This is a genomic window from Blautia sp. HA3515 (assembly GCF_059933065.1).
Window position 1 is genome coordinate 1 of the sequence record NZ_JAYFUY010000144.1, and the last position, 20158, is coordinate 20158.

At 42.4% G+C, this 20158-nt stretch carries 30 protein-coding genes and 2 pseudogenes; 20 read left to right on the top strand and 12 right to left on the bottom strand.

Features of this window, described 5'->3' with window-relative positions:
- Both R1Y93_RS11670 and R1Y93_RS11675 read left to right on the top strand, forming a co-directional pair.
- Positions 1 to 362, top strand: a pseudogene (locus R1Y93_RS11670) (PLP-dependent transferase); the annotation flags it as partial.
- Between the two features lie 114 nt (positions 363 to 476).
- Positions 477 to 1190, top strand: a complete 714-nt coding sequence (locus R1Y93_RS11675; RefSeq protein WP_500822952.1) for an HAD family hydrolase — start codon at positions 477 to 479, stop codon at positions 1188 to 1190.
- Positions 1191 to 1323: 133 nt separating this feature from the next.
- Here the strand turns inward: R1Y93_RS11675 and R1Y93_RS11680 are convergent, their stop codons facing one another.
- The 8 genes from R1Y93_RS11680 to R1Y93_RS11715 form a co-directional block, all read right to left on the bottom strand.
- Positions 1324 to 1605 (bottom strand): hypothetical protein, encoded by a 282-nt coding sequence (locus R1Y93_RS11680; RefSeq protein ID WP_500822925.1) that lies wholly within the window; start codon positions 1603 to 1605, stop codon positions 1324 to 1326.
- Between the two features lie 16 nt (positions 1606 to 1621).
- Complete coding sequence (locus R1Y93_RS11685) at positions 1622 to 2113, bottom strand: DHHW family protein (protein WP_500822926.1); 492 nt, start codon at positions 2111 to 2113, stop codon at positions 1622 to 1624.
- 54 nt (positions 2114 to 2167) lie between these two features.
- Positions 2168 to 2383, bottom strand: coding sequence for a hypothetical protein (locus R1Y93_RS11690; protein ID WP_500822927.1), 216 nt, complete (start codon positions 2381 to 2383; stop codon positions 2168 to 2170).
- A 23-nt stretch (positions 2384 to 2406) separates the two neighbouring features.
- Complete coding sequence (locus R1Y93_RS11695; RefSeq protein WP_500822928.1) at positions 2407 to 2811, bottom strand: hypothetical protein; 405 nt, start codon at positions 2809 to 2811, stop codon at positions 2407 to 2409.
- Positions 2812 to 2855: 44 nt separating this feature from the next.
- Positions 2856 to 3035: an MBOAT family O-acyltransferase gene (locus R1Y93_RS11700; protein WP_500822929.1), complete on the bottom strand. Its 180-nt coding sequence runs from the start codon at positions 3033 to 3035 to the stop codon at positions 2856 to 2858.
- Complete coding sequence (locus R1Y93_RS11705) at positions 3022 to 3798, bottom strand: MBOAT family O-acyltransferase (protein WP_500822930.1); 777 nt, start codon at positions 3796 to 3798, stop codon at positions 3022 to 3024. The genes R1Y93_RS11700 and R1Y93_RS11705 overlap by 14 nt, the downstream gene beginning before the upstream one ends.
- A 64-nt stretch (positions 3799 to 3862) precedes the next feature.
- Positions 3863 to 4339 carry a DUF4358 domain-containing protein gene (locus R1Y93_RS11710; protein ID WP_500822931.1) on the bottom strand — a complete coding sequence of 159 codons (477 nt, stop codon included), beginning with the start codon at positions 4337 to 4339 and terminating at the stop codon, positions 3863 to 3865.
- On the bottom strand, positions 4336 to 5133 hold the full coding sequence (locus R1Y93_RS11715) for a GDSL-type esterase/lipase family protein (RefSeq protein ID WP_500822932.1): 798 nt from the start codon (positions 5131 to 5133) through the stop codon (positions 4336 to 4338). Before R1Y93_RS11715 ends, R1Y93_RS11710 begins: the two co-directional genes overlap by 4 nt.
- A gap of 266 nt (positions 5134 to 5399) precedes the next feature.
- On the opposite strand from R1Y93_RS11715, the gene R1Y93_RS11720 reads away from it, so the two are divergent.
- The 9 genes from R1Y93_RS11720 to R1Y93_RS11760 all read left to right on the top strand — a co-directional run bounded on the left by R1Y93_RS11720 (position 5400) and on the right by R1Y93_RS11760 (position 10482).
- A complete protein-coding gene (locus R1Y93_RS11720; RefSeq protein ID WP_500822933.1) occupies positions 5400 to 5714 on the top strand; it encodes a DUF308 domain-containing protein in 315 nt (104 codons plus the stop codon).
- Positions 5686 to 5787: a hypothetical protein gene (locus R1Y93_RS11725; RefSeq protein ID WP_500822934.1), complete on the top strand. Its 102-nt coding sequence runs from the start codon at positions 5686 to 5688 to the stop codon at positions 5785 to 5787. Before R1Y93_RS11720 ends, R1Y93_RS11725 begins: the two co-directional genes overlap by 29 nt.
- A 13-nt stretch (positions 5788 to 5800) precedes the next feature.
- Complete coding sequence (locus R1Y93_RS11730; RefSeq protein WP_500822935.1) at positions 5801 to 6184, top strand: DUF308 domain-containing protein; 384 nt, start codon at positions 5801 to 5803, stop codon at positions 6182 to 6184.
- A 3-nt stretch (positions 6185 to 6187) separates the two neighbouring features.
- Complete coding sequence (locus R1Y93_RS11735; RefSeq protein WP_500822936.1) at positions 6188 to 7012, top strand: arginase family protein; 825 nt, start codon at positions 6188 to 6190, stop codon at positions 7010 to 7012.
- Positions 7002 to 7775 (top strand): prolipoprotein diacylglyceryl transferase, encoded by a 774-nt coding sequence (locus tag R1Y93_RS11740; RefSeq protein ID WP_500822937.1) that lies wholly within the window; start codon positions 7002 to 7004, stop codon positions 7773 to 7775. Before R1Y93_RS11735 ends, R1Y93_RS11740 begins: the two co-directional genes overlap by 11 nt.
- Before the next feature lie 76 nt (positions 7776 to 7851).
- Positions 7852 to 9012: a S8 family serine peptidase gene (locus tag R1Y93_RS11745; RefSeq protein WP_500822938.1), complete on the top strand. Its 1161-nt coding sequence runs from the start codon at positions 7852 to 7854 to the stop codon at positions 9010 to 9012.
- On the top strand, positions 8975 to 9349 hold the full coding sequence (locus R1Y93_RS11750; RefSeq protein WP_500822939.1) for a hypothetical protein: 375 nt from the start codon (positions 8975 to 8977) through the stop codon (positions 9347 to 9349). The genes R1Y93_RS11745 and R1Y93_RS11750 overlap by 38 nt, the downstream gene beginning before the upstream one ends.
- Positions 9334 to 9585 (top strand): hypothetical protein, encoded by a 252-nt coding sequence (locus tag R1Y93_RS11755; RefSeq protein WP_500822940.1) that lies wholly within the window; start codon positions 9334 to 9336, stop codon positions 9583 to 9585. The genes R1Y93_RS11750 and R1Y93_RS11755 overlap by 16 nt, the downstream gene beginning before the upstream one ends.
- A gap of 27 nt (positions 9586 to 9612) precedes the next feature.
- Positions 9613 to 10482 carry an EamA family transporter gene (locus R1Y93_RS11760; protein WP_500822941.1) on the top strand — a complete coding sequence of 290 codons (870 nt, stop codon included), beginning with the start codon at positions 9613 to 9615 and terminating at the stop codon, positions 10480 to 10482.
- Here R1Y93_RS11760 and R1Y93_RS11765 read toward each other — a convergent pair.
- A pseudogene (locus R1Y93_RS11765) lies at positions 10479 to 11526 on the bottom strand (LacI family DNA-binding transcriptional regulator). The gene R1Y93_RS11760 and the pseudogene R1Y93_RS11765 sit on opposite strands and share 4 nt — an antisense overlap.
- Positions 11527 to 11811: 285 nt before the next feature.
- On the opposite strand from R1Y93_RS11765, the gene R1Y93_RS11770 reads away from it, so the two are divergent.
- The 6 genes from R1Y93_RS11770 to R1Y93_RS11795 all read left to right on the top strand — a co-directional run bounded on the left by R1Y93_RS11770 (position 11812) and on the right by R1Y93_RS11795 (position 16964).
- Entirely contained in the window at positions 11812 to 13185 is a 1374-nt protein-coding gene (locus tag R1Y93_RS11770; RefSeq protein WP_500822953.1) for an ABC transporter substrate-binding protein, read from the top strand.
- A 13-nt stretch (positions 13186 to 13198) separates the two neighbouring features.
- Entirely contained in the window at positions 13199 to 14071 is an 873-nt protein-coding gene (locus tag R1Y93_RS11775; RefSeq protein ID WP_500822942.1) for a carbohydrate ABC transporter permease, read from the top strand.
- Entirely contained in the window at positions 14071 to 14925 is an 855-nt protein-coding gene (locus tag R1Y93_RS11780) for a carbohydrate ABC transporter permease (RefSeq protein WP_500822943.1), read from the top strand. Before R1Y93_RS11775 ends, R1Y93_RS11780 begins: the two co-directional genes overlap by 1 nt.
- Positions 14926 to 14943: 18 nt before the next feature.
- Positions 14944 to 15951 carry a glycoside hydrolase family 32 protein gene (locus tag R1Y93_RS11785; RefSeq protein WP_500822944.1) on the top strand — a complete coding sequence of 336 codons (1008 nt, stop codon included), beginning with the start codon at positions 14944 to 14946 and terminating at the stop codon, positions 15949 to 15951.
- Between the two features lie 32 nt (positions 15952 to 15983).
- The gene (locus tag R1Y93_RS11790) at positions 15984 to 16283 is read left to right on the top strand and encodes a GH32 C-terminal domain-containing protein (protein WP_500822945.1); all 300 of its coding nucleotides are present in this window, start codon (positions 15984 to 15986) and stop codon (positions 16281 to 16283) included.
- Positions 16284 to 16397: 114 nt separating this feature from the next.
- Entirely contained in the window at positions 16398 to 16964 is a 567-nt protein-coding gene (locus R1Y93_RS11795; protein ID WP_500822946.1) for a hypothetical protein, read from the top strand.
- A 136-nt stretch (positions 16965 to 17100) separates the two neighbouring features.
- Here the strand turns inward: R1Y93_RS11795 and R1Y93_RS11800 are convergent, their stop codons facing one another.
- Genes R1Y93_RS11800 through R1Y93_RS11810 form a run of 3 tightly spaced genes read right to left on the bottom strand, consistent with a single transcriptional unit; the run spans position 17101 to position 18049 of the window.
- On the bottom strand, positions 17101 to 17355 hold the full coding sequence (locus R1Y93_RS11800; RefSeq protein WP_500822954.1) for a PfkB family carbohydrate kinase: 255 nt from the start codon (positions 17353 to 17355) through the stop codon (positions 17101 to 17103).
- Positions 17356 to 17378: 23 nt separating this feature from the next.
- Positions 17379 to 17744: a carbohydrate kinase family protein gene (locus R1Y93_RS11805; RefSeq protein ID WP_500822947.1), complete on the bottom strand. Its 366-nt coding sequence runs from the start codon at positions 17742 to 17744 to the stop codon at positions 17379 to 17381.
- Positions 17741 to 18049, bottom strand: a complete 309-nt coding sequence (locus R1Y93_RS11810; protein WP_500822948.1) for a PfkB family carbohydrate kinase — start codon at positions 18047 to 18049, stop codon at positions 17741 to 17743. Before R1Y93_RS11810 ends, R1Y93_RS11805 begins: the two co-directional genes overlap by 4 nt.
- 240 nt (positions 18050 to 18289) lie before the next feature.
- On the opposite strand from R1Y93_RS11810, the gene R1Y93_RS11815 reads away from it, so the two are divergent.
- From R1Y93_RS11815 to R1Y93_RS11825, 3 genes are all read left to right on the top strand, one after another.
- Complete coding sequence (locus tag R1Y93_RS11815) at positions 18290 to 18751, top strand: LacI family DNA-binding transcriptional regulator (RefSeq protein ID WP_500822949.1); 462 nt, start codon at positions 18290 to 18292, stop codon at positions 18749 to 18751.
- The gene (locus tag R1Y93_RS11820) at positions 18738 to 19187 is read left to right on the top strand and encodes a substrate-binding domain-containing protein (RefSeq protein ID WP_500822950.1); all 450 of its coding nucleotides are present in this window, start codon (positions 18738 to 18740) and stop codon (positions 19185 to 19187) included. Before R1Y93_RS11815 ends, R1Y93_RS11820 begins: the two co-directional genes overlap by 14 nt.
- Before the next feature lie 428 nt (positions 19188 to 19615).
- Positions 19616 to 20158, top strand: a 543-nt coding sequence (locus R1Y93_RS11825; protein ID WP_500822951.1) for an ABC transporter substrate-binding protein, incomplete at its 3' end; no start/stop codon positions are given.

Below are 20158 nucleotides of genomic sequence, written 5' to 3' on the forward strand. Positions count from 1 at the left end.
CTGTCTAAACATCCCCAGGTAGAGGCTGTGCATCATCCTTCACTGCCTACAGAGCCGAGCCACGAATTATACAAGAAATACCTTCCTAATGGCGGTGGATCCATCTTTACCTTTGAGATCAAGGGAGACGCTAAGACTGCTCAGAATTTATTACAACCTGGCAATCTTCCATCGCCGGCAACGTGGCCACTACAAATCTCTCGTGATTCATCCTGCAACTACTACTCATAGCCAGTGCACAGAGGAAGAGGCTTCTGGATCAGGGTATTAAGCCTAAATACTATCCGTCTTTCCATTGGTATTGAGCGTGTAGAGGATCTGATCGACAGCTTTGGGATGCAGCATTCGAAGCTGTTAAATAAAGATGCTGAAATATAAAGAAGCTGAAATATAAATAAGCTGAAATATAAAGATACTCAAATATAAGGAAACTAAGTAACAAAGTATGAGATACAAGAATTATATTTTTGATTTATATGGCACCTTGGCAGACATCCACACAGAAGAAGATAGCCAGGAACTTTGGGAAAAGATGCGGTCGTTTTACGGCTATTATGGCGCTGTGTACAGATCCTGGGGAAAGAAATGTGGGAAAACCTATGACACATCGGCTGGAAAAATACAGAGAACAGGGAAAAGCGCTGCGAAATGACGGTCATGAGGCCTGCCCGGAAATACAGATCCAGCTGGTATTTGCCGATTTGTTTAAAGAAAAAGGGGCACAGCCATCAGAGGAACTAGCTGTTCATGCAGGACAGATGTTCCGTGCACTTTCTACCGAATATATCCGCCTGTATCCGGGGGTTCCAAAGCTTTTTTGGAACAGATTAGCCCGGCAGGGAGGAAATCTGTACCTTCTTTCCAATGCACAGAGATTCTTCACCGCTTATGAACTGGCTTTTCTGGAATTGGAAAAATATCTGAAAGGGATTCTGATCTCTTCCGATTATTCCGTTATGAAACCAGATCCGGAATTTTTCAGACTTCTCCTGCAGAAATATGATTTAAAACCAGAAGAAAGTATTATGATCGGAAATGATGAGATCTGCGACATAAAAGGTGCACAGAAGGTTGGCATGGATACCTGTTATATTCATTCTAATATTTCACCGGAATATACAGGAAAAGGAAATGCTACATATACTTTGATGAAAACAGATATGGAAAAGCTGTTTCAGACGATCAGCTGAAAAAACAGGGAGCGTTAAGCTCCCTGTTGTGGTGTTAAGGCTAGTTCCAATGAAGTATCACTGAGAGAGAGTATTTGCATTATAAAGATATAAAACTTCCTGGATATTTTCTACTTCCATTAATTCTTCAAGATCACCGTAATAGTATCTTTGGATCTACCATGATGATGGTCCGGTAATAAGGTGCTAAGAACGGAACAAAGCAGTTTGCGTAGGAATCCTTTAATACAAGAAGTGTACGCTCACTTTCTGTGGCAGTGGAAATCTTGATCTGCGGGAAATTCCCTCCAAAGAACATGGCATATTTATCCCTGGTATCCAGCTGCTCTGTGGAATAAAAGCTGGCTGATTTTTTCTGCTGAGATACATAATTTACTACAGAAGCAGGTGTATCTTCATTTCTTGGAAGGAACACATCAATTTCATCTGTTTCATTGGATCGAAAACCACTTTTTGCAGATAAGGTACCCTGGAAAATGGGTAGTTACCGGAAGCTTATCATATGGGATGGAAGAGGAATCAAGATCCATGGCACCGGCAGCCTGCAGGAATGCAAAATAGGCACCTTGGGTGGTCCAGTGATGATCGGTATGATAATAGATCCCATCGTCCTTATGGCTGGTCAGCGTATCACGTACATCAATAAAGGTAACGCCCTGAGCAGTTACTGCATCCCTTACTGCATCCAGATATTGATTCTGATCCTTTACCGGGGCAGAAGCAGGAAGCTTGTCTTTTAGTATATTTACAGCATTTGGAGCAATCAACACGTATTGTTTCAAATCCGGATGGTCAGAAGCAAAGGTTGTCATAGCATTAAGAGTACGGTCAAGCTGTTCCTTGGAAGGTGGTGTAAAATCTTCCATCAGATAGCCGCTTTTTCCAAAACAAATACCGTTTCCATCTGTTTTCACCAAGCACACGGTCTGTGGCTGCCTTTATAGTGACCCACAGATCACGGAGAGGAAACTGGTCATTTACATAGGTTTCATATTGAGTCTCATAATTGCCGGAGGCAATCTGGGACAAGTCAAAGCCGGGTCTGGAGAAAGCACCCGGTTTTCTTTTTCGGAAAAACTACGGTCTGGCTTTACCAGGCTGAATATCATAAAAAACAGAAGCAGGATTGCAAAAAGGATCCCCATGATGTGGAAGAAATACTGGTAACTGAATCTTTTTCTTTGTTTTTTCATTTTATGACCTCATAAATTCTGGTTTAGAACTTCTGGTATAAGAATGGTGTATAGGAATTATATACCATATAGGCAACACACAGTAAAAACAGAAGCAGATTAACGGCTGCTGCAGCCTTCTCATTTCGCTGGATCAGTTTTTTAAAGGACTGATACAGACCTGGACGGCAGGCCAGGATGCTGATCACAAAAAGGATCAGGCCAGTTTTCAGATAGTAAACAGCGGCTCTGTCCAGAAAAGCAGATGCACCGAACCCAAACATAACTGACAGGTAATGCCCCATGGAAGAAAAATCTGTCTGACTGAAAAATACCCATCCGATCATAACAGCGATCATGGTATACAGATTGGCTGCCCATTTGGGAAGCTTTGGCAGGAAATCCTTAAGGACAAATTTTTCAAGCAGAAGGAACAGCCCATAATACAATCCCCAGAAAATAAAATTCCAGCTTGCACCGTGCCATAAACCGGTCAGTGCCCATACAACAAAAATGTTGCGGATATTCTTTGGAACTTAACACAACGGTTGCCTCCAAGAGGGATATAGATATAATCCCGGAACCAGCTTCCAAGAGAGATGTGCCATCTTCGCCAGAATTCTGAAACGCTGGTGGAAATGTAAGGATAATCAAAGTCTCTAAAGGAAATCAAAGCCCATCATTTTGCCAAGTCCGATGGCCATATCCGAATATCCGGAAAAGTCAAAATAAAGCTGCAGGGTGTATGCAAGGATACCGATCCATGCAGTCAGTACAGAATTGCTTCCGGAACTTAAGATGGAAGTATAAATGGCAGAAAGGTTATCTGCAAGCAGTACTTTTTTGGCAAGGCCTTTTGTAAAATATTCAGCACCAAGTCCCAGCCGGGTCAGGCTGATGGAACGCCTGGTAAGCTGTCCTTCAATATCCGCATATCTTACGATCGGTCCTGCAGACATGTGCGGAAACATGGTACTGTAAACTGCATATGTAAGGAAATTCCGCTGTGGTGCTACTTTTTTCTTTGATACATCCAGGATATAGGAAAGGTTTTTAAAGGTATAAAAAGAGATTCCTATAGGCAGTGCCAGCTGGGGATGTGAAATGGAAATCCCTGTGATTGTGCTGAAGGTATCCAGAAGAAATCCCCAGTATTTGAAAAATCCAAGGATCAGAAGGTTTATCGTGACTGCAAAAATAAGATTCTTTTTACGGCCTTTGGGATCCATGTCAAGATGATCGATCTCCAGTGCCATGTAATAATTAAAAAAGCTGGAAAACAGCATAAGAACCACATATACCGGATCGCCCCAGGCATAAAAGATCAGGCTGCCGATAAAAAGCAGAATATTCCGGAACTTCTCAGGCACAAGGTAATAGAGAAGCAGGAATGGGGGCAAAAAACAAAAAATAAAGAAAATGCTGCTGAATACCATAATGATTAATCTCCATAAAATGTAATTAGGCAATCTGCAGATCCAGATGGCCAGGAACAAATAATTAAATCAGGGCAAGAAAAGCCTGACGCCAGGAAGATGCATCCTCACCGCAGAAATAGTATACATAATTTCCCTTGGAACCTACCTCGGCCTTGTTCAGAAGAGCCATTTGATCAGTTCCGTATCCTCCGAAAATGTTTTTCTGGCTGGAAAGGTGATCCTGGGCAGCAGTAAGAAAGCTTTCTGCCTGTGATTTGTCTTTTGCTTTTACAATGAAGGCTTCTTCAACAGCCATAGGTGAGGCTGCTTTGTAAAAGAAATAGCCGTCTGTATCTGTATCGTTGATCTGGTAACAGCGCTTAAGCTGCACCCGGTCTTCCTGCCCCAGCTGGGTAATGGCGTCATATTTTTCCATGGACTGGGCAATGGTGTCCATAGAAACATCCTTGGCATAATCTGCCCGGTAAAGCAGGATCAGATATACTGCCAGAAGTATGACCATTGTTGATTTTATGATAAGCGATTTTTTATTTTTCATATAAGACCTGCCGTTTCTGCCATATAAGTAAGCCATTTAGGATAATAATCCATGATCACATGCTCACCATCCGGCTCGTACATGCTGGAATCCTCCACAAGGAAGGTGTTATCAATAAAGGTACAGCCCATTTCATCACAGAAATCCGACAAAGCCTGATTGAACTGTGAATAGTAGCCAAGGGCCGGATTGCTGTCAATGGCAAAATCCTGGATCGGCAGGATGCTGTTGATGTAAATAGGTACATCTGGGAGAGCATCCTTAACCATCTGAACCTTTTCTCTGTAGGCATCGATAAAGCCGGTAGAATCTCCATTGTAGATTTCCAGGTCATTGGTGCCAAAAGCCAGAAAAACATGGCTGGGATTCAGACTGATGGCGGTACTGAACTGCTCCTGGGCATTTACAACAGACAAGCCTCTTTTGCTGACAACCACGTCTGTGTCCAGGTATCCGTATTCAGAGATAGCCTGTGTAATGGAATCGCCTACGATCACACTTCCTGCAAAAGCCTGACGAATCTGGACATTGGTTAATATACCGGAAGAATTGACAATATCCTCGCGGGCCTGTGCGTCGGCCTTGGCATCCAGTTGTCCCTGAATATCCGAAATGGCTTGCTCCACAGAGGAAATATCTGTGTTTTCAAGTTCCTTTAAACGGGCAACATTTTGCTGGCATACCTGTGATTCACTATCAGAACGTGAGAATAAAAAAGCTATCCCGGCTGTTAGAACAACGGCGACGGGGATAACCGTCAAAACAATTCGTGAATGGTTTATTTGTTTTTTCAAAATGGTAAATCCTTCCTAAATCATAATGGAATATAATCAAATCATACATAATGGAATATAATCAGATTTTGATCTTCGAGATAATTCGACTTTTTCATTATAATACCACAGTGGAAAACTTCAAGTGTAAACAAAGTTTTTGCACCTCCAAATTTAAGTTTTTAAAGATAAATAATCCTGCACAAATTGCACAAACAGGAGGGGAATGACTATGGACGAGAAAAGGCAAAAGAGGTATACTAAAATACATCAAGGAGGTATGTGCCATGAGCGAAAAATTAAGCAAGTTATTAAAGGGACAGATCGTAACATCTGTTTTTTATATCCTGTTCGGGATCTGTCTTGTATTTATGCCTGTAGGTACAGTGAATCTGTTATGTAAGGTAGTATTTGGACTGGTATTGATCGGAGCAGGTCTGTACCATATTTTCCTTTTTGCAGCAGAAAAAGATAAGGCTACGATCCTGGATCTGTTTTCAGGTGTGATCGTATTTGTGTATCGGCCTGTTTCTTTTTACAAATCCTCAGATCGTAGTAAAGCTTCTTCCGCTGATGCTGGGAGCACTGGTACTGGTGGATAGTATCTGGACTCTTCGTGGTGGCATGAAGCTGAAAAAAAAGAACACAGGAAACGTGGAAATTCCTTTTCATTGAAAGCCTTGTATTTGTGGGGCTGGGTGTATTTCTGATGATGTATAATTTCCAGAGCATTAATGGAATGCTGATGTTTGCCGGATGGGCCTTTCTGGTGGATGGTGTTCTGGATGTGGTATCCTTTGTCATGTTGAAAAAAGGACTGTCAGGGGAAGTACAGACCGCAGCAGACGAAGCTTTTGAGGAACAAACCGAAAAAGAACCGGATATAAAGGCAGAAGAGGCAGCAGAAGAGAAAGAAATCATTCCAGAGTGGAATTCCAGAGCTGCTGCTGTAAGTACAGAGGTGATTCCTCCAGAGGATGTAACAGTAGAGGACACCCAGGAGCCTTCCGAAGCGGATACAAAAGAAGAGAACCCGGAAGACGATCATCCGGAAGAACAGGAACAGAACTGATTTATGGAAAAAGAAAGAGACTCCGGAATCCTTCTGATGAATCTGTCAGGGACATATGAAGAGCAGGATTTCTGGAGAGAGGAACAAGTCACATGGATCCGGCTGGAGGATCTTTCCGGCACCAACTGCTATTGTGATGAACCGGCAGTCTGGGCGATCAGGGAAAAGATCAGAGAATTTGCACTTTCAGGGATACATTTTATTGATTCCGGCAATTATCATTATATGACCAGGATCTGGATGGATAAGGCTAAGAGCCCGTTTTCTCTGCTTGTATTTGATAATCATACAGATATGCAGCCCCCTGCTTTTGGAGGTCTTTTGTCCTGCGGCGGATGGATCGCAGATGCACTGGAATCTGTAAAATTGCTGGATCATGTGTTTCTTGTGGGTCCGGATCAGCCGGCATTTGACCAGGTGCAGCAGACGTATAAGGAACGTGTCACATTTTTAAGCAGGGAAGACCTGCAAGCTGCCCGGCAAACTGACAGCAGTTCCGGTGTGGCAGCTTCTTTTTTAGAGATGCTTTCAGAGTATGAGAAAAAAGCAGGGAAGTTTTCGCCCGTGTATTTGTCTGTGGATAAGGATGTACTGAATGAGCAGGAGGTAAAAACAACCTGGAGTCAGGGAGATATGTCTTTGACAGAACTAAAAAGCTGTCTGGAGGAATTACAAAGTTTTCTGAAAGCAAGAAAGCTTCCTTTACAGGCTGCTGATGTGTGCGGGGAATGGGAGCCTGAAAACGGAGACGAGGGCAGTCCGGCCGGACACGATCTTGCTAATCATGAGTTACTTGAAGTCTTGAAAGGATTTGATTATGAAAAATGAATTGCTGACCATTGGACCTTTTACTGTATATGGCTATGGCCTGATGATCGCTATAGGGATACTTGCCGCCTATTTTACAGGAGAGTACCGTGCTAAAAAGAAAAAAATGGAGTATAACCAGGTATTCTATATTGTGCTCTGGTGTGTGGCTGGCGGCTTCGTAGGTGCAAAGATACTTTATTGGCTCACTGAATGGAGAACGATTCTTAAGGATCCTGGATTTTTGCTTGACAGTCTGACTGATGGGTTTGTGGTGCTGGGAGGGATCCTGGGAGGAATACTGACAGCATATATTTACTGCCATATTAAGAAGATGGATTTTCTTAGATACTTTGATCTGTTGATCCCTTCGGTTGCATTGGCGCAGGGATTTGGAAGACTGGGATGCCTTTTGGCCGGCTGCTGCTATGGAAAAGAAACAGCTTCCCATTTGGCGATCACTTTTACTAATTCTGATTTTGCCCCTAACCATGTGCCCCTGGTTCCAACTCAGATTTATGCCAGTGTTCTTGATTTTGCCCATTATTTCGTATTGATTCTGGCGGCAAAGCATTTGAAAGGGAAAGGCCAGGTGGCAGGTCTGTATCTGATCCTTTACAGTGTGGGACGTTTTATCCTGGAATTTTACAGAGGAGATCTGGAAAGGGGAAATGTAGGTATTTTATCTACCTCTCAGTTTATTTCGATTTTTACGTTTTGTGCAGGGCTCCTGTTGTTTTTATACGGAGCTGTACGTAAGAAAACGGTTGATATGCGGATCTGAATCTTTCAAATAGAATAAAACAGAAGCGATAGGCATAAGCTTAACCAATGATTCGTAGTTGGGTGAGGTTATGCTTATGTTCTTTTCGCAGGAGGAACTGAATCAGGAAATTCCTTTGCAGGAACAGCAGTCAGTGGTACCTGCACAAAGTGAAGAGTATGGAAATTTTATTGTAAAGTATGTACAGAATATGCCAAGTCCTCTTGAAGAGATACCGGGAGCAAGCCTGTATCCTGTTAGTGAGGTGTACGGAATACTATATGTGCCGCTGGCGCAGCTTTCTCCGTTGGAAATAAACAGTGATTCTTACAATTCAATTCCTAAGTGTTATACTTATATGGATCTGAATGCGCTGGGGGCATCTGGTATTACCAGGCTTCATAATCATCCTTATCTGGGGCTTAAAGGAAAGGGGACTGCAGTAGCGGTGATCGATTCAGGGATCGATTATCAGAATCCTGTTTTTTCATCACCTTCAGGCACCAGGATCGCCTGTATCTGGGATCAGTCCCTTATGGGAGACGGAGACGGGATGGCTCCTTATGGAAAGGTTTATATGAAACAGGATATTGACCATGCCCTGGAGCAGGAGAAGCCTCTTGAGGCAGTTCCTTCTGTAGATACTAATGGACATGGAACCATGCTGGCAGCAGTGGCTGCTGGGAATCTTGTACCTGAGGAGGATTTTTCAGGGGCTGCACCGGAAACTTCTTTAATCGTGATAAAGCTTAAACATGCCAAGAAATATATTAAAGATTTTTATCAGATGTCTCAGGCTGAGGACGTGTTTCAGGAAGATGATATTATGATGGGGATGGCTTTTGCAATGAAATGTGCCCGTGCACTAGGCATGCCCCTTTCCATCTGTCTGGGTCTTGGTACCAGTCAGGGAGCACATCTGGGAAAAAGTCCTTTAAGCCAGTATGTGGATTACTTGGCCGGTTTTGCACAGGTATCTGTATCTGTAGCAGCAGGAAATGAGGGGGCGTCCAGACATCACTTTGCCGGTACTTTGGGAGATCGGAGAGGAGAGTCTGTAGCAGAACTGCGGGTAGGACCTGGGGGAAAAAGGATTTACAATGGAATTCTGGGGAGAACCACCGGAAATATACAATCTTTCCATACAGTCGCCTACTGGAGAAAACCTGGAAATAAGTTCCTTTCTGGGGACAGTTACCCAGGAATTGTCTTTTGTTTTTGTGGAAACAAAGATCTCTGTGAATTATGTAGCGATTGAGCGCCAGACTGGGAATACCCTGGTATTTTTTAGGTTTGTAAGTCCAGCTTCCGGAATCTGGAAGATTTTTGTGCGTGAGAGGGAAAATCATAATATTAATTTTCATATTTGGCTGCCTGTGGAAGGGCTGATCTCCGATGAAACCTATTTCCTGGAGCCGTCTCCTTATACAACGGTTACCTCACCTGGAGATTCTATGGAAAGTATGACAGTAACAGCATATCAATATCGGGATAACAGTATTTATCTCTATGCAAGCCGGGGATTTATGCCCAATGGAATGGTTGTGCCACAGCTGGCAGCACCTGGGAGTGGGTATACGTGTGCCCCTTCTTAACGGTACCTATGGGGAAGCCTCCGGCACCAGCTCTGGCAGCTGCCCAGACAGCAGGCGTTGCAGCTCTTATGTTTGAGTGGGCCATTATCCGCAAAAACCAGCCTTATTTTACAGGAACCAGTGTGAAAAATTATCTTCAGCGAGGCGCCAGACGTGAGGAAAATTATCCATACCCAAACAGAGAGTGGGGGTATGGAAGAATGGATCTGTACCATACATTTGAGTTGTTGACGTAATAAATTTACTTGAGAGAAGGGATTTGTATGTGGCTTTTATATGCAGCAGGATCTGCATTTTTTGCAGGTGTAACATCTATTTTTGCAAAATGTGGGATCAAAAAAACGGATTCTACAGTGGCAACAGCAGTACGCACCATAGTGGTACTGATCTTTGCCTGGGGGATGGTATTTCTGGCAGGATCCCAGGATCAGATCCCTGGGATCAGCAGTAAAACTCTTCTTTTCCTGATTTTGTCAGGGCTTGCCACCGGAGCATCTTGGCTGTGCTATTTCAAGGCACTTCAGATCGGCGATGTTAATAAAGTAGTGTCTGTGGATAAATCAAGTACAGTGCTGACTATTATTCTGGCACTGATCTTCTTCCACGAAGGGCTTCGTCCTGGGAAAAGCAGCAGCCATTCTGTGATCACTGCAGGGATATATCTGATGATCCAGAAAAAGGATACTGGTGAAGAGATAGAAAAGAATGGCATCGGCTGGTTTTGGTACGCCTGCGGATCTGCTGTATTTGCCAGCCTTACATCCATTCTTGGTAAGATTGGGATCAATGGAGTGGAGTCAAATCTTGGGACAGCCATCCGTACTACGGTGGTACTGGTAATGGCCTGGGTGATGGTATTTGTTACCGGAAAAGGAAAAGAGATAAAAAATATATCTAGAAAAGAAGGAATGTTTATCTGCTGTTCAGGGCTTGCTACTGGGGCATCCTGGCTTTGTTATTACCAGGCACTGCAGCTGGGACCTGCCAGTGTAGTAGCACCGGTAGATAAGCTGAGTGTGCTTGTTACAGTTGCATTTTCTTACTTTGTATTTGGAGAAAAGCTGAATAAAAAAGAAGCCCTTGGACTGTTCCTGCTTACTGCAGGAACGGTTGCCATGGTCTTTCTTCGCTAAAAAATATTCTTTTCTGTAGTATCCCTTGGAATCAGAAGAGGGGGAATGGTTTCATGGACAGGCTGACAGATAAGGGGCAGGATTGCGCTTTTTCTGGGAGTCCATAAGTCCTACCAGAAGCTTCATGGATTCCTGGGCAATCTTGTTGATCTGCTGTCCTACAGTACTGATGGGAATCACTGCCTGGCGGGAAATAGGGGAATTATCAAAGCCTACCAGATAAAAATCATCAGGCAGCTTTCCATACCTGCGGATCAGAAGATTAAGAAGAACATTGGCATAAGTATCGTTGGATATGAATATGCCTTTTTTCTTGTTTGGATATTTCATCTGGATCTGATCCAGGATACAGGTGAATTTCTGATGGAGATCCTCATCATTGATTCCCAGATCCTCAATAAACATTTCATGAGGAAGCTGGTTTTCCCGACAATAATCAAGAAAACCTGAAATACGTCCGTATGCTGGAATATTTTCCTTTGTGGGACTATTAATGTGAAGCATGACCTCACACAATGATGGCTGGCAAGTAGCTGGACAGCCTGTCTGGCACCTGAATAATTATCCGTATTTACACTGGAAATATACAGATCTTCCCGTTCAATTGTCACAATAGGGATTTTCAGATCTGCAAGCTCTTTGGAAGGAATGGTGTGGCTGAGGACGATCAGTCCTTCAATCTGGTAAGCGATAAGTTCCTGAATATATTGACGTTCTGTATTTTCATTTTCATTACCGATAAATACCAGAAATTTGTATCCGTACTGTTCATAGGTACAAAGGATCTGATTCAGCATCTCTGAATAATAATGCAGATATAAGTTAGGGATGATGACAACCTCTGATAAATTCGGTCTTTCCATTGGCAAGGATCCGGGCCACTTTATTTTCCTGGTAATTCAGTTTAACCAGTGCATCCGATATGATCTGCTGGTTTTCCGGGGTAAGGGAATCAGGATCATTGAAATATCTTGAAATTGTTGTCTTGGAAAAGTTTGTAAATTTGGCAATGTCACTGAAGGTGACGTTCTTTTTTTTACCCATAATTGTTCCTTTTTTCGTAACTGCTATTTTCTTATGGTTGTAGTATAGCAAACAAAATCGAATTATACAACCATAAGTAACCGGTTACATAAAGGAAAGTAACCGGTTATGCAAGACGCACAAAAATGAAAAATGAAAATAGTTCAATATTCACGAAAATAAAGATGTATATTGACTTTTGTGGTGTATACGGGTAGGATATGAAACATAAAGTAACCGGTTACGTAACCGGTTACTTAAGAAGAGTTGGAAGCGAAGAACGGGAAAGTACAGGAGGAATGTATGATGAAGCTTAGGCAATGGAAAAGAACTGCAGCAATTGGTTTAAGCACAGTGATTGCAGTTACATCCTTATCGGGATGCAGGTTCGGATTTGCCAGTGATCCGGATGATGAAAATGATACAGTAAAAGAGGAACCCATTGATACATCTGTGGATACTTTTGCATATGATGAAAGCCTGCAGGGAACGAAGATCACACTTCTGAATTCCAAGGCGGAGATCCAGGTTGCCCTGGAGAAAATGAGTAAGATCTTTGAAGAAAAAGCAGGGGTGCACATTGAGGTTATGCCGGTGACAGAGGGCGATTCTCCTTATACCAAGGTTGTAAGCATGTACAATTCAGGAAATGCACCTACTATGGCGATCCTGGATACTACGGACGTTAAGGCTCTGGCAGATGAAAAAGCACTGGTGCTGGACGAGGAAGACTGGGTAAAGGAAGCTGGGAATTATGCCACAGAGATCCATGGACATATTTATAGCCTGCCCCTGTGCGTTGAGGGAAAAGGTATTATTTATAACAAAAAAGTGATTGAAGAAACTTTGGGAAGAGATTTTAACCCAGATGAGATCAATACACTGGACGGTTTTAAAGCACTTTTGAATGAAATGCGGGATGCCGGAATGGAAAAACCGGTATCTCTTGCAAAGGAAGACTGGTCTTTAGGAGCCCATCATCTTCAGTACCTGTATGAAACATATGATGGAACTTCAGACGGTGCTGCAAAGGCAGTAGAAGACCTGGAAAACGGACAGCTGAAGGTAAAGGATTACCAACGTGTATTCCAGCTTCTGGATCTGTTTGATGTACTGAAAGAATATAATGTGGCACAGGGAGATCCCCTTGGTGCAGATTATGATGAGATGGCCATTGATCTGGTGGATGGAAAAACAGCATTCTGGTTTAATGGTAACTGGGCATGGCCTAATATGCAGGAGGCTGGCGCCAAAAGTGATGATGAGTATGGCTTTCTGCCATATTTCCTGAATAATGATCCTGATGATTTTGTCAATACAAAGATACAGGCTGCACCCTCAAAGCAGGTAATGCTGGATGGTCAGCAGGCGTCAAAGGAGCAGCAGGATGCTGCAAAAGAATTTCTGAACTGGATCGTATTTTCTGAGATCGGACAGCAGATGCTTGTCAAAACCTGTAATCTGATCCCGGCATTTAAGAACAATCCAAATGAGCCGCTGGATCCTCTGAGCCGTGATATTTTTGAAAAAGTACAGACTGACCAGACTTATAATGCAGCAGCAGTTGTTCCGAACGATCACTGGTCTGTGCTTGGTGCGGCTATGCAGAAATATCTGGCTGACAGATGTGACAGGGAAGAACTTATGGATGCAATTCAGAACTATTGGGATGAGCAGTAAAAGGAGGAAAACCATGAATACAAAAAGGAAAGGTAAAGATTTTTGCATATTTGCACTACCAGGTTTGTTTTGTTTCCTGGCAGTAGTGATCATACCGTTTTTATATGGTGTTTATTTAACATTGACTGATTGGAACGGAGTGGCGTCTGTAAAGAATTTTGTAGGTCTGAAGAATTTTGCTGCCATGGCAAAGGATGTTCAGTTCTGGAGCTCCCTTTTACTTACTTTTAAGTATGTGATCGCTGTAGTAGTGCTGGTAAATGTACTGGCATTTTTGATCGCATACCTGCTGACCAGAGGCTTTAAAGGGCAGAATTTTTTCAGAACTGGTTTCTTTACCCCCAATCTGATCGGTGGAATTGTTCTTGGATATATCTGGCAGTTTGTATTTTCAAGAGTATTTGTAAGTATTGGAGAAGCCACAGGCTGGAATCTTTTTGAAATCTCCTGGCTGTCAAAGCCGAATACAGCGTTTGCAGCTATGGTGCTTGTAACCGTATGGCAGCTGTCCGGATATATGATTTTGATCTATGTGGCAGGATTTACCGGACTGGATACAGAAGTTATGGAAGCAGCCGGCATTGATGGAGCTTCCGGATGGAAAAAAATGAAAAATATCATTCTTCCGCTGATGATGCCATCCATTACCATCTGTCTTTTCCTGACGCTTTCAAGGGCGTTTATGGTTTATGATGTGAACCTTTCTCTTACAGGCGGAGCACCTTATGGTTCCACTGAAATGGCAGCCATGCATGTATATGAAAAAGCTTTCACATCCAGACAATTTGGTACAGGCCAGGCAGAAGCTATTGTATTGTTCCTGATCGTTGCATGCATCAGTGGAATCCAGGTTTATATCACTAAGAAAAAGGAGGTAGCTGCATAATGAACAGTTCATCAGGAGTTCAGAAAAAATCAGTAAGAACCTTTGCAATGGCAGGGATGATCCTTATTTTTATCGCTTATATGTTTCCATTTCTGATGGTTGTGATCAATTCTCTGAAGCAGAAAAGAGATATTATTAAAAGTCCATTTTCCTGGCTTTTTACAGTGAAAGGCCTTTCCTTCGATAATTTTGTGAAAGCATTTAATCAGATGGATTTCCTGAATGCCATCAAGAATTCTCTGATCATTACCGTATCTGCAACAGCAATCGTTACTATTCTGGCTGCTATGCTGGCATATTTTATTGTGCGGAATAACAATATGCTGACCAGGATCATTTTTGCACTTATGGTTGCCTCCATGATCATTCCGTTCCAGGCCATCATGATCCCATTGGTAAGCATTTACGGAGGAACGCTGAATCTGCTGAATCACAGGCTTACCCTGATCTTTATGCATGTAGGATTTTCCATGTCCATGACAGTGTTTATGTTCCATGGTTTTATAAGGGGCAGTGTACCAATTGCATTGGAGGAGGCAGCATATCTTGACGGATGTACCCATACACAGACATTTTTCAAGATCGTGTTCCCATTGCTGAAACCGATCATGTCTACCACATTGATTTTGAATGCCCTTGCGTTCTGGAACGATTTCCTGCTTCCGTCGCTGGTTTTAACAGACAAAAAGCTTTTAACATTACCTTTATCCACATATAGCTTCTATGGTACGTATTCTGCTGATTATGGCACGATCATGGCAGGTCTTCTGTTATGTGTGGTTCCACTGCTGATCCTGTATATCGCATTGCAGAAGCAGATCATCAATGGTGTTGTGGCAGGTGCTGTGAAATAAAACAGGAGGAGTGGGACTTTGAAAGAGAATATTTTGCATTTAAAAGCTCCGGGAAACTGGATCAATGATCCAAACGGATTTATCTATTATAATGGTCAGTATCATCTGTTTTACCAGTATTTCCCATATGCACCTGTATGGGGCACCATGCACTGGGGACATGCAGTCAGCGATGATCTTGTTACCTGGAAACATCTGGGCGTGGCACTTTTTCCTACCAAGGATTATGACAGAAACGGCATTTTTTCCGGAAGCGCCCTGGAAAAAGATGGAAAATTGTTTTTATACTATTCCGCAGTTCGCTATCTGAAAGAACAGTCCGGGAATATTCATCAGGCAGAAGGAGTAATTGAGACAAGTCAGAGTATGATCATATCTGAGGACGGTTTTCATTTCGATAACTGGAAGGACAAAAAACAGATCATTCCAGTGATCCGTGATCCGAAAATTGCAGATTCTGCTGACACCAGAGATCCGAAAGTATGGGAAGAAAATGGCAGATATTATATGATCCTGGGAAGCACTGAGAATCATCAGGCTGGACGGCTGGTGCTGTTTTCAAGTGAAGACGGATTGTCCTGGAAGTATCTGTCCCAGTGTACTAATGCTCATTATGGACATACCATGGAATGTCCGGATCTGTTTCAGATTGACGGAAAAAGAGTGTTTATTGGTTCGCCTATGGGAATCCAGGAGGATGGCAAGGAGTACGCCAATCATTCTGTGTGTGCGTTTGCTGATTTTGATCCTGGAACAGGAAAGCTTACCGTTGCTGATAAGTATGAGTATGTAGATTACGGTGGAGATCTGTATGCACCACAATCCAATGTTGATAAAGAAGGCAGAAGGGTGATGATCGCCTGGATGCGTATGCCAGAGCCAGTGAATGGACCGGATGGGCAGCCATGGAACGGGATGATGTGCCTTCCAAGAGAGATAAGGATCCAGAATGAAAAGATCTGTTTTATGTACATCCGGAGGTATGGAAGTATTTTCAGGAAGCAGAATCAGCAGAAAAGGTACTAAAAGAAGGCAGTGCACTGTACATAAAAGCAGACATGAAAGAGGGAGAAAGCCTTTCTATTGGAGGTTTTGATCTGGAAATGAAACAGGGATGCATTTGCACTGACCGGCAGAATGTCTTTGTAGAGGATTCCAGATACAGAACAAAAAGCAGTACGCCTTATGTTGGAGAGAAAGCACAACTGGATATTTTTGTGGAGCCAAATTTGATCGAGATTTTTGTAAATCAGGGGCAGTACACCTTAAGCAATGTGGTTTATGGACTGGAAAGTGAAATTTCCGGAAATGCTACGATCACAGAGATTCGGAAAAACGCCACGATTAGGGAAAGTTAAAAAAAATATAGAAATATATGATGATTACAGAAATTTGGAAAAATATGGACAAAACGAACAAAGCATGATAATGTATATTTGCAGGAAAACTGCAAATAACACAAGGAGAGAGCTTTGGCTCAGACAACAGAAATGAAAAAGAGAAAATTTACAAAAGTATTTGCACTGCTTCTGGCAATGGTCATGGTACTGGCACTTCCCATGGAAGCAAGCGCAGCAGCAAAGGTGACAGCTGTTACAAAGGAAACAAAAGCAAAAGCAGTGAAAAAGGGCAAGACAGTTGTAACACTTCCAAAGGCAACCAAGAAAAACTCCACATACAGCTATGTGAAATTTAAAGCACCTGCAACAAAGACTTACAAGATCACACTTGGAAATCTTCGTAAAAGCGGAAGAAGCTCTGCCAGCGATATTCTTGCAGCTCACAGCAGCCTGTACAAAAACGACTATTATGGTCTTGACCGTGTGACCATTAAGCTGAACAAAAAGAAAACAGATGTAATGTATATCTGTTCTGCATACAGCTGGTCCATCAGCAAGAGATATACTAAGAAGATCACAGCAAACACATTCCTTCCATCCAGGACAGCATCTGTTAAGCTGAAAAAAGGCGAGACCCTGTACATTGGAATGGGTAATATTGAAAGAACTAAGCTTTGCCTTGATCTGACAATTAAATGATTTCAGCCTGTATGTTTACAGGACTTACATAAAAAAAGCGTGCATTTGTGTGGCATTATCAACCACAGGATGCACGCTTTTTTATGACTACGCCGTAATGCTCTGACTACATAATAAACACTCCGGGAGGATGGGACTAATTCAGATTTGGATGGGAATCTAAGAACCGGCAGATTTCTTCCGGAGTGGGGATAGAACTCTGGGCACCTGTCCTGGATACGCAGATCCCTGCAGCTGCCTGGGCATAGCGGATCGCATCCATCATGGAAAGCCCTTTACAAAGGGAGATGGCAAGTGCAGCGCCGAATGTGTCTCCTGCTGCGGTGGAGTCAACAGCATCAACTTTAAAACAGGGGACCCGGAGGGATTCTTTTCCATCATAAAGAAGAATCCCCCTGTCACCTCACTTCAGAGTCAGCATATGTGGGAGCAGTCTTTTTCATAAAGCAGCCGGGCAGCTTTGAAAGCATCTGCATCTGTGTCTGGACAGATCCAGGTAAGGCCAAAGGTTTCGGCTTCGTTAGGAGAAATAATAAAAAGACCTTTCAGCCGTTCCAGGGAAATATCTATGGCAGGACCTGCATCCAGAAATACCGGAATATGATGTTCTTTTGCCAGTTCTATGGTGCCATAGATGGTTTCCAGAGGCATTTCAAGCTGCATAAGAACCATATGGCAAAAGCCTGTGGCGTCCATGGCTTTTTTTACGTCTTCCGGACAAAGACGGTCATTTCCACCCATGGCAACATAACAGACGTCTGCGTCCGGTACCTGGCTCAATGGGCATGCAAAGCAAGTCCGGTCTGGGTGTCCGGATCAACTACCAGATAGTCAGTATTAACGCCAGCATTTCCCAGGGATGCGGTTACTTTTTTTCCATAATCATCATCTCCAATGCGGCCTACAAAAGTAGCAGCACCGCCTAGACGGGCAACTGCAAAGGCCTGGTTGGAACCTTTCCCACCGGAAGCAAAACCGTATTCACCGCATCGGATGGTTTCACCATAGGAGGGAATGCGGTGGGCACCTTTTACAAAAAGGTCCATATTGATACTTCCCACTACAAGAATCTTTGGCTGTTCCATATGTTTCTCCTTAATTATTTCAGATGTATTAGTAATCTGGAGGCTGCACTTCACCAATAGGGGTGAAATTTGTAAACTCTCCATCTAATACATACTCTACACCCAAAAACAGCCGGTCTGGCAATGGGATGTTTGATTGAATGTTTTGTCAAAAATAATATTGATAATAGCTGAAAATTTGGTTATAATTACAAATAAAAAGGCTCGACTTGAATGTAATGTGTTATTTGGGGGAATGGAATGGATAAAAAAGGAATGACGTCAAGAGATTTTGCCAAGTTGATTGGCGTGTCGCAGTCAACGGTCTCAAGAGCATTAAATAACAGTGATCTGGTGACTCAGGAGAAAAAAGAGTACATTCTGCGTAAGGCAAGGGAGTACAATTTTCAGCTTAACAGTCAGGCGCAAAGCTTGAGGACAAGTAAAACAGGGACAATAGGAATTATGTTTCCAAAGCATTTTGTGGGTATGACTGAAAATAGTATGCTTGCCTATGTTTATGATGAGATCCAGAAGGAATTAAGCCATTTTGATTATGATATTATGGTTATTTATTATGATCGTGATGCGGATGATTTTTCCAGCTTTGAGAGAATTGTCCGTAAGAAGAAAGTAGATGGATTTCTTGTATTAAGAATGGAGCTGTCTGATAATGAAATCGAACTTATAGAGGAATTCAGAAGGTTCCATGTGTATTTATGATGAATGCAGGCGGGATGAGATACGTGAAAACCTGAATTATTTTTTTTCAGACAGTTATTATGGAGGCTATATTGCAGGAAAATATTATGGTGGATTTCCTGAATACAGAAAAATCCATATAACAGTAAGTGATGAAAAATCAGATGCGAAGAGACGTATGGACGGATATCGTGATGGTTTAGAAGAATGCGGATACATTTTGGAAGAAAAGGATATCTTTAATTGTAAAATCGGAATCGGCAGTGCATATGAGTGTATCGCTAAGAATATAGAGGAGTTTACAAAAGAAAAGACAGCTATTTTTACTTATAGTGATATTGTAGGGCTTGGTGTTGTACAGGCTCTGAGGAATCTAAATGTAAAAATTCCGGAGCAGGTTCAGGTATTGGGGATGGATGATGTACCGTTGTCAGTCTGTGTTGATACCTACGATTGAGTACAGTACATGTTGAAGTTGACACTATGGTGAGTAAGGCATGCAGACTTCTGTTGAAACTGATCAGTGGAGAGGGTATAGAGTGCCCATGAATGGATCAAGCCACATTTGGAAATCCGGGATACAACAATTTGATTAGAAGCGGGTTCTTTGGAACCTGCTTTTTTTATGGATTATAGATTTTGGCTGCCTGAATCAAAATGTACAAGATGCATAAAAAAGAATATAATGCAAACAAAAATAATAAAGAAATATGCAGATTCTACAAAAAATAAGAAAGATCAAAATGTTATATATAACCAAAAAAACAGAACATAAAAGGAAACTTATTGACAATAATTATTATTTATGGTATAAATAAAACATCAAATGAATACGTATTCAAAAGCAAAAGAAGACAGTAAAAAAGAATAACAGGAGGTTTTTACATGAAGCGAAGAGTGGCATTAGTAGTAGCAACTTGCATGCTTGCAGGAACAATGGCTGTTCCGGTAAGCGCAGATGAACTGAAAGGTTCTGGAGAGAAATTGATTGTTGGAACAATGGCAAATGCACTTGGCCTTCCGGTACATTGGGCTCAGGAAAAGGGATATTTTGAGGATGCGGGCTTAGATGTAGATCTTGAGATTTTTGCAACTGGTGCACCGATCAACGAAGCAATGGCAGCAGGAGAACTGGATGTGGCTGTCAGTGGAATGGCTTCTATTTATGCCCTTGGAACAGGAATGTACACGTATATTGGCGACGGTGTTATCACAACTGGCGGCGAATCCATTTATGTAAGGGAAGATAGTGACATAGCTAAAGCAGGCGCTGATGAGGATGGAATTATTGGAAGTGCGGAAACATTAAAAGGAGCTTCCATTTTAGGGCCTCTGGCAACAACAGCCCACTATCAGGCTATTAAGTATATGGAACATTTTGGATTGACAGCAGATGATTTCAGCATGGTTTCTATGGATTATCCGCAG

What these genes read in the sequence shown, in the direction of transcription:
- R1Y93_RS11675 (WP_500822952.1), top strand. Translation starts at nt 477, where the DNA reads ATGGCACCTTGGCAGACATCCACACAGAAGAAGATAGCCAGGAACTTT.
- R1Y93_RS11690 (WP_500822927.1), bottom strand. Translation starts at nt 2,383, where the DNA reads ATGAAAAAACAAAGAAAAAGATTCAGTTACCAGTATTTCTTCCACATC.
- R1Y93_RS11705 (WP_500822930.1), bottom strand. Translation starts at nt 3,798, where the DNA reads ATGGTATTCAGCAGCATTTTCTTTATTTTTTGTTTTTTGCCCCCATTC.
- R1Y93_RS11710 (WP_500822931.1), bottom strand. Translation starts at nt 4,339, where the DNA reads ATGAAAAATAAAAAATCGCTTATCATAAAATCAACAATGGTCATACTT.
- R1Y93_RS11720 (WP_500822933.1), top strand. Translation starts at nt 5,400, where the DNA reads ATGAGCGAAAAATTAAGCAAGTTATTAAAGGGACAGATCGTAACATCT.
- R1Y93_RS11725 (WP_500822934.1), top strand. Translation starts at nt 5,686, where the DNA reads ATGCTGGGAGCACTGGTACTGGTGGATAGTATCTGGACTCTTCGTGGT.
- R1Y93_RS11735 (WP_500822936.1), top strand. Translation starts at nt 6,188, where the DNA reads ATGGAAAAAGAAAGAGACTCCGGAATCCTTCTGATGAATCTGTCAGGG.
- R1Y93_RS11740 (WP_500822937.1), top strand. Translation starts at nt 7,002, where the DNA reads ATGAAAAATGAATTGCTGACCATTGGACCTTTTACTGTATATGGCTAT.
- R1Y93_RS11745 (WP_500822938.1), top strand. Translation starts at nt 7,852, where the DNA reads ATGTTCTTTTCGCAGGAGGAACTGAATCAGGAAATTCCTTTGCAGGAA.
- R1Y93_RS11760 (WP_500822941.1), top strand. Translation starts at nt 9,613, where the DNA reads ATGTGGCTTTTATATGCAGCAGGATCTGCATTTTTTGCAGGTGTAACA.
- R1Y93_RS11770 (WP_500822953.1), top strand. Translation starts at nt 11,812, where the DNA reads ATGAAGCTTAGGCAATGGAAAAGAACTGCAGCAATTGGTTTAAGCACA.
- R1Y93_RS11775 (WP_500822942.1), top strand. Translation starts at nt 13,199, where the DNA reads ATGAATACAAAAAGGAAAGGTAAAGATTTTTGCATATTTGCACTACCA.
- R1Y93_RS11780 (WP_500822943.1), top strand. Translation starts at nt 14,071, where the DNA reads ATGAACAGTTCATCAGGAGTTCAGAAAAAATCAGTAAGAACCTTTGCA.
- R1Y93_RS11790 (WP_500822945.1), top strand. Translation starts at nt 15,984, where the DNA reads ATGAAAGAGGGAGAAAGCCTTTCTATTGGAGGTTTTGATCTGGAAATG.
- R1Y93_RS11810 (WP_500822948.1), bottom strand. Translation starts at nt 18,049, where the DNA reads ATGGAACAGCCAAAGATTCTTGTAGTGGGAAGTATCAATATGGACCTT.
- R1Y93_RS11815 (WP_500822949.1), top strand. Translation starts at nt 18,290, where the DNA reads ATGGATAAAAAAGGAATGACGTCAAGAGATTTTGCCAAGTTGATTGGC.
- R1Y93_RS11820 (WP_500822950.1), top strand. Translation starts at nt 18,738, where the DNA reads ATGTGTATTTATGATGAATGCAGGCGGGATGAGATACGTGAAAACCTG.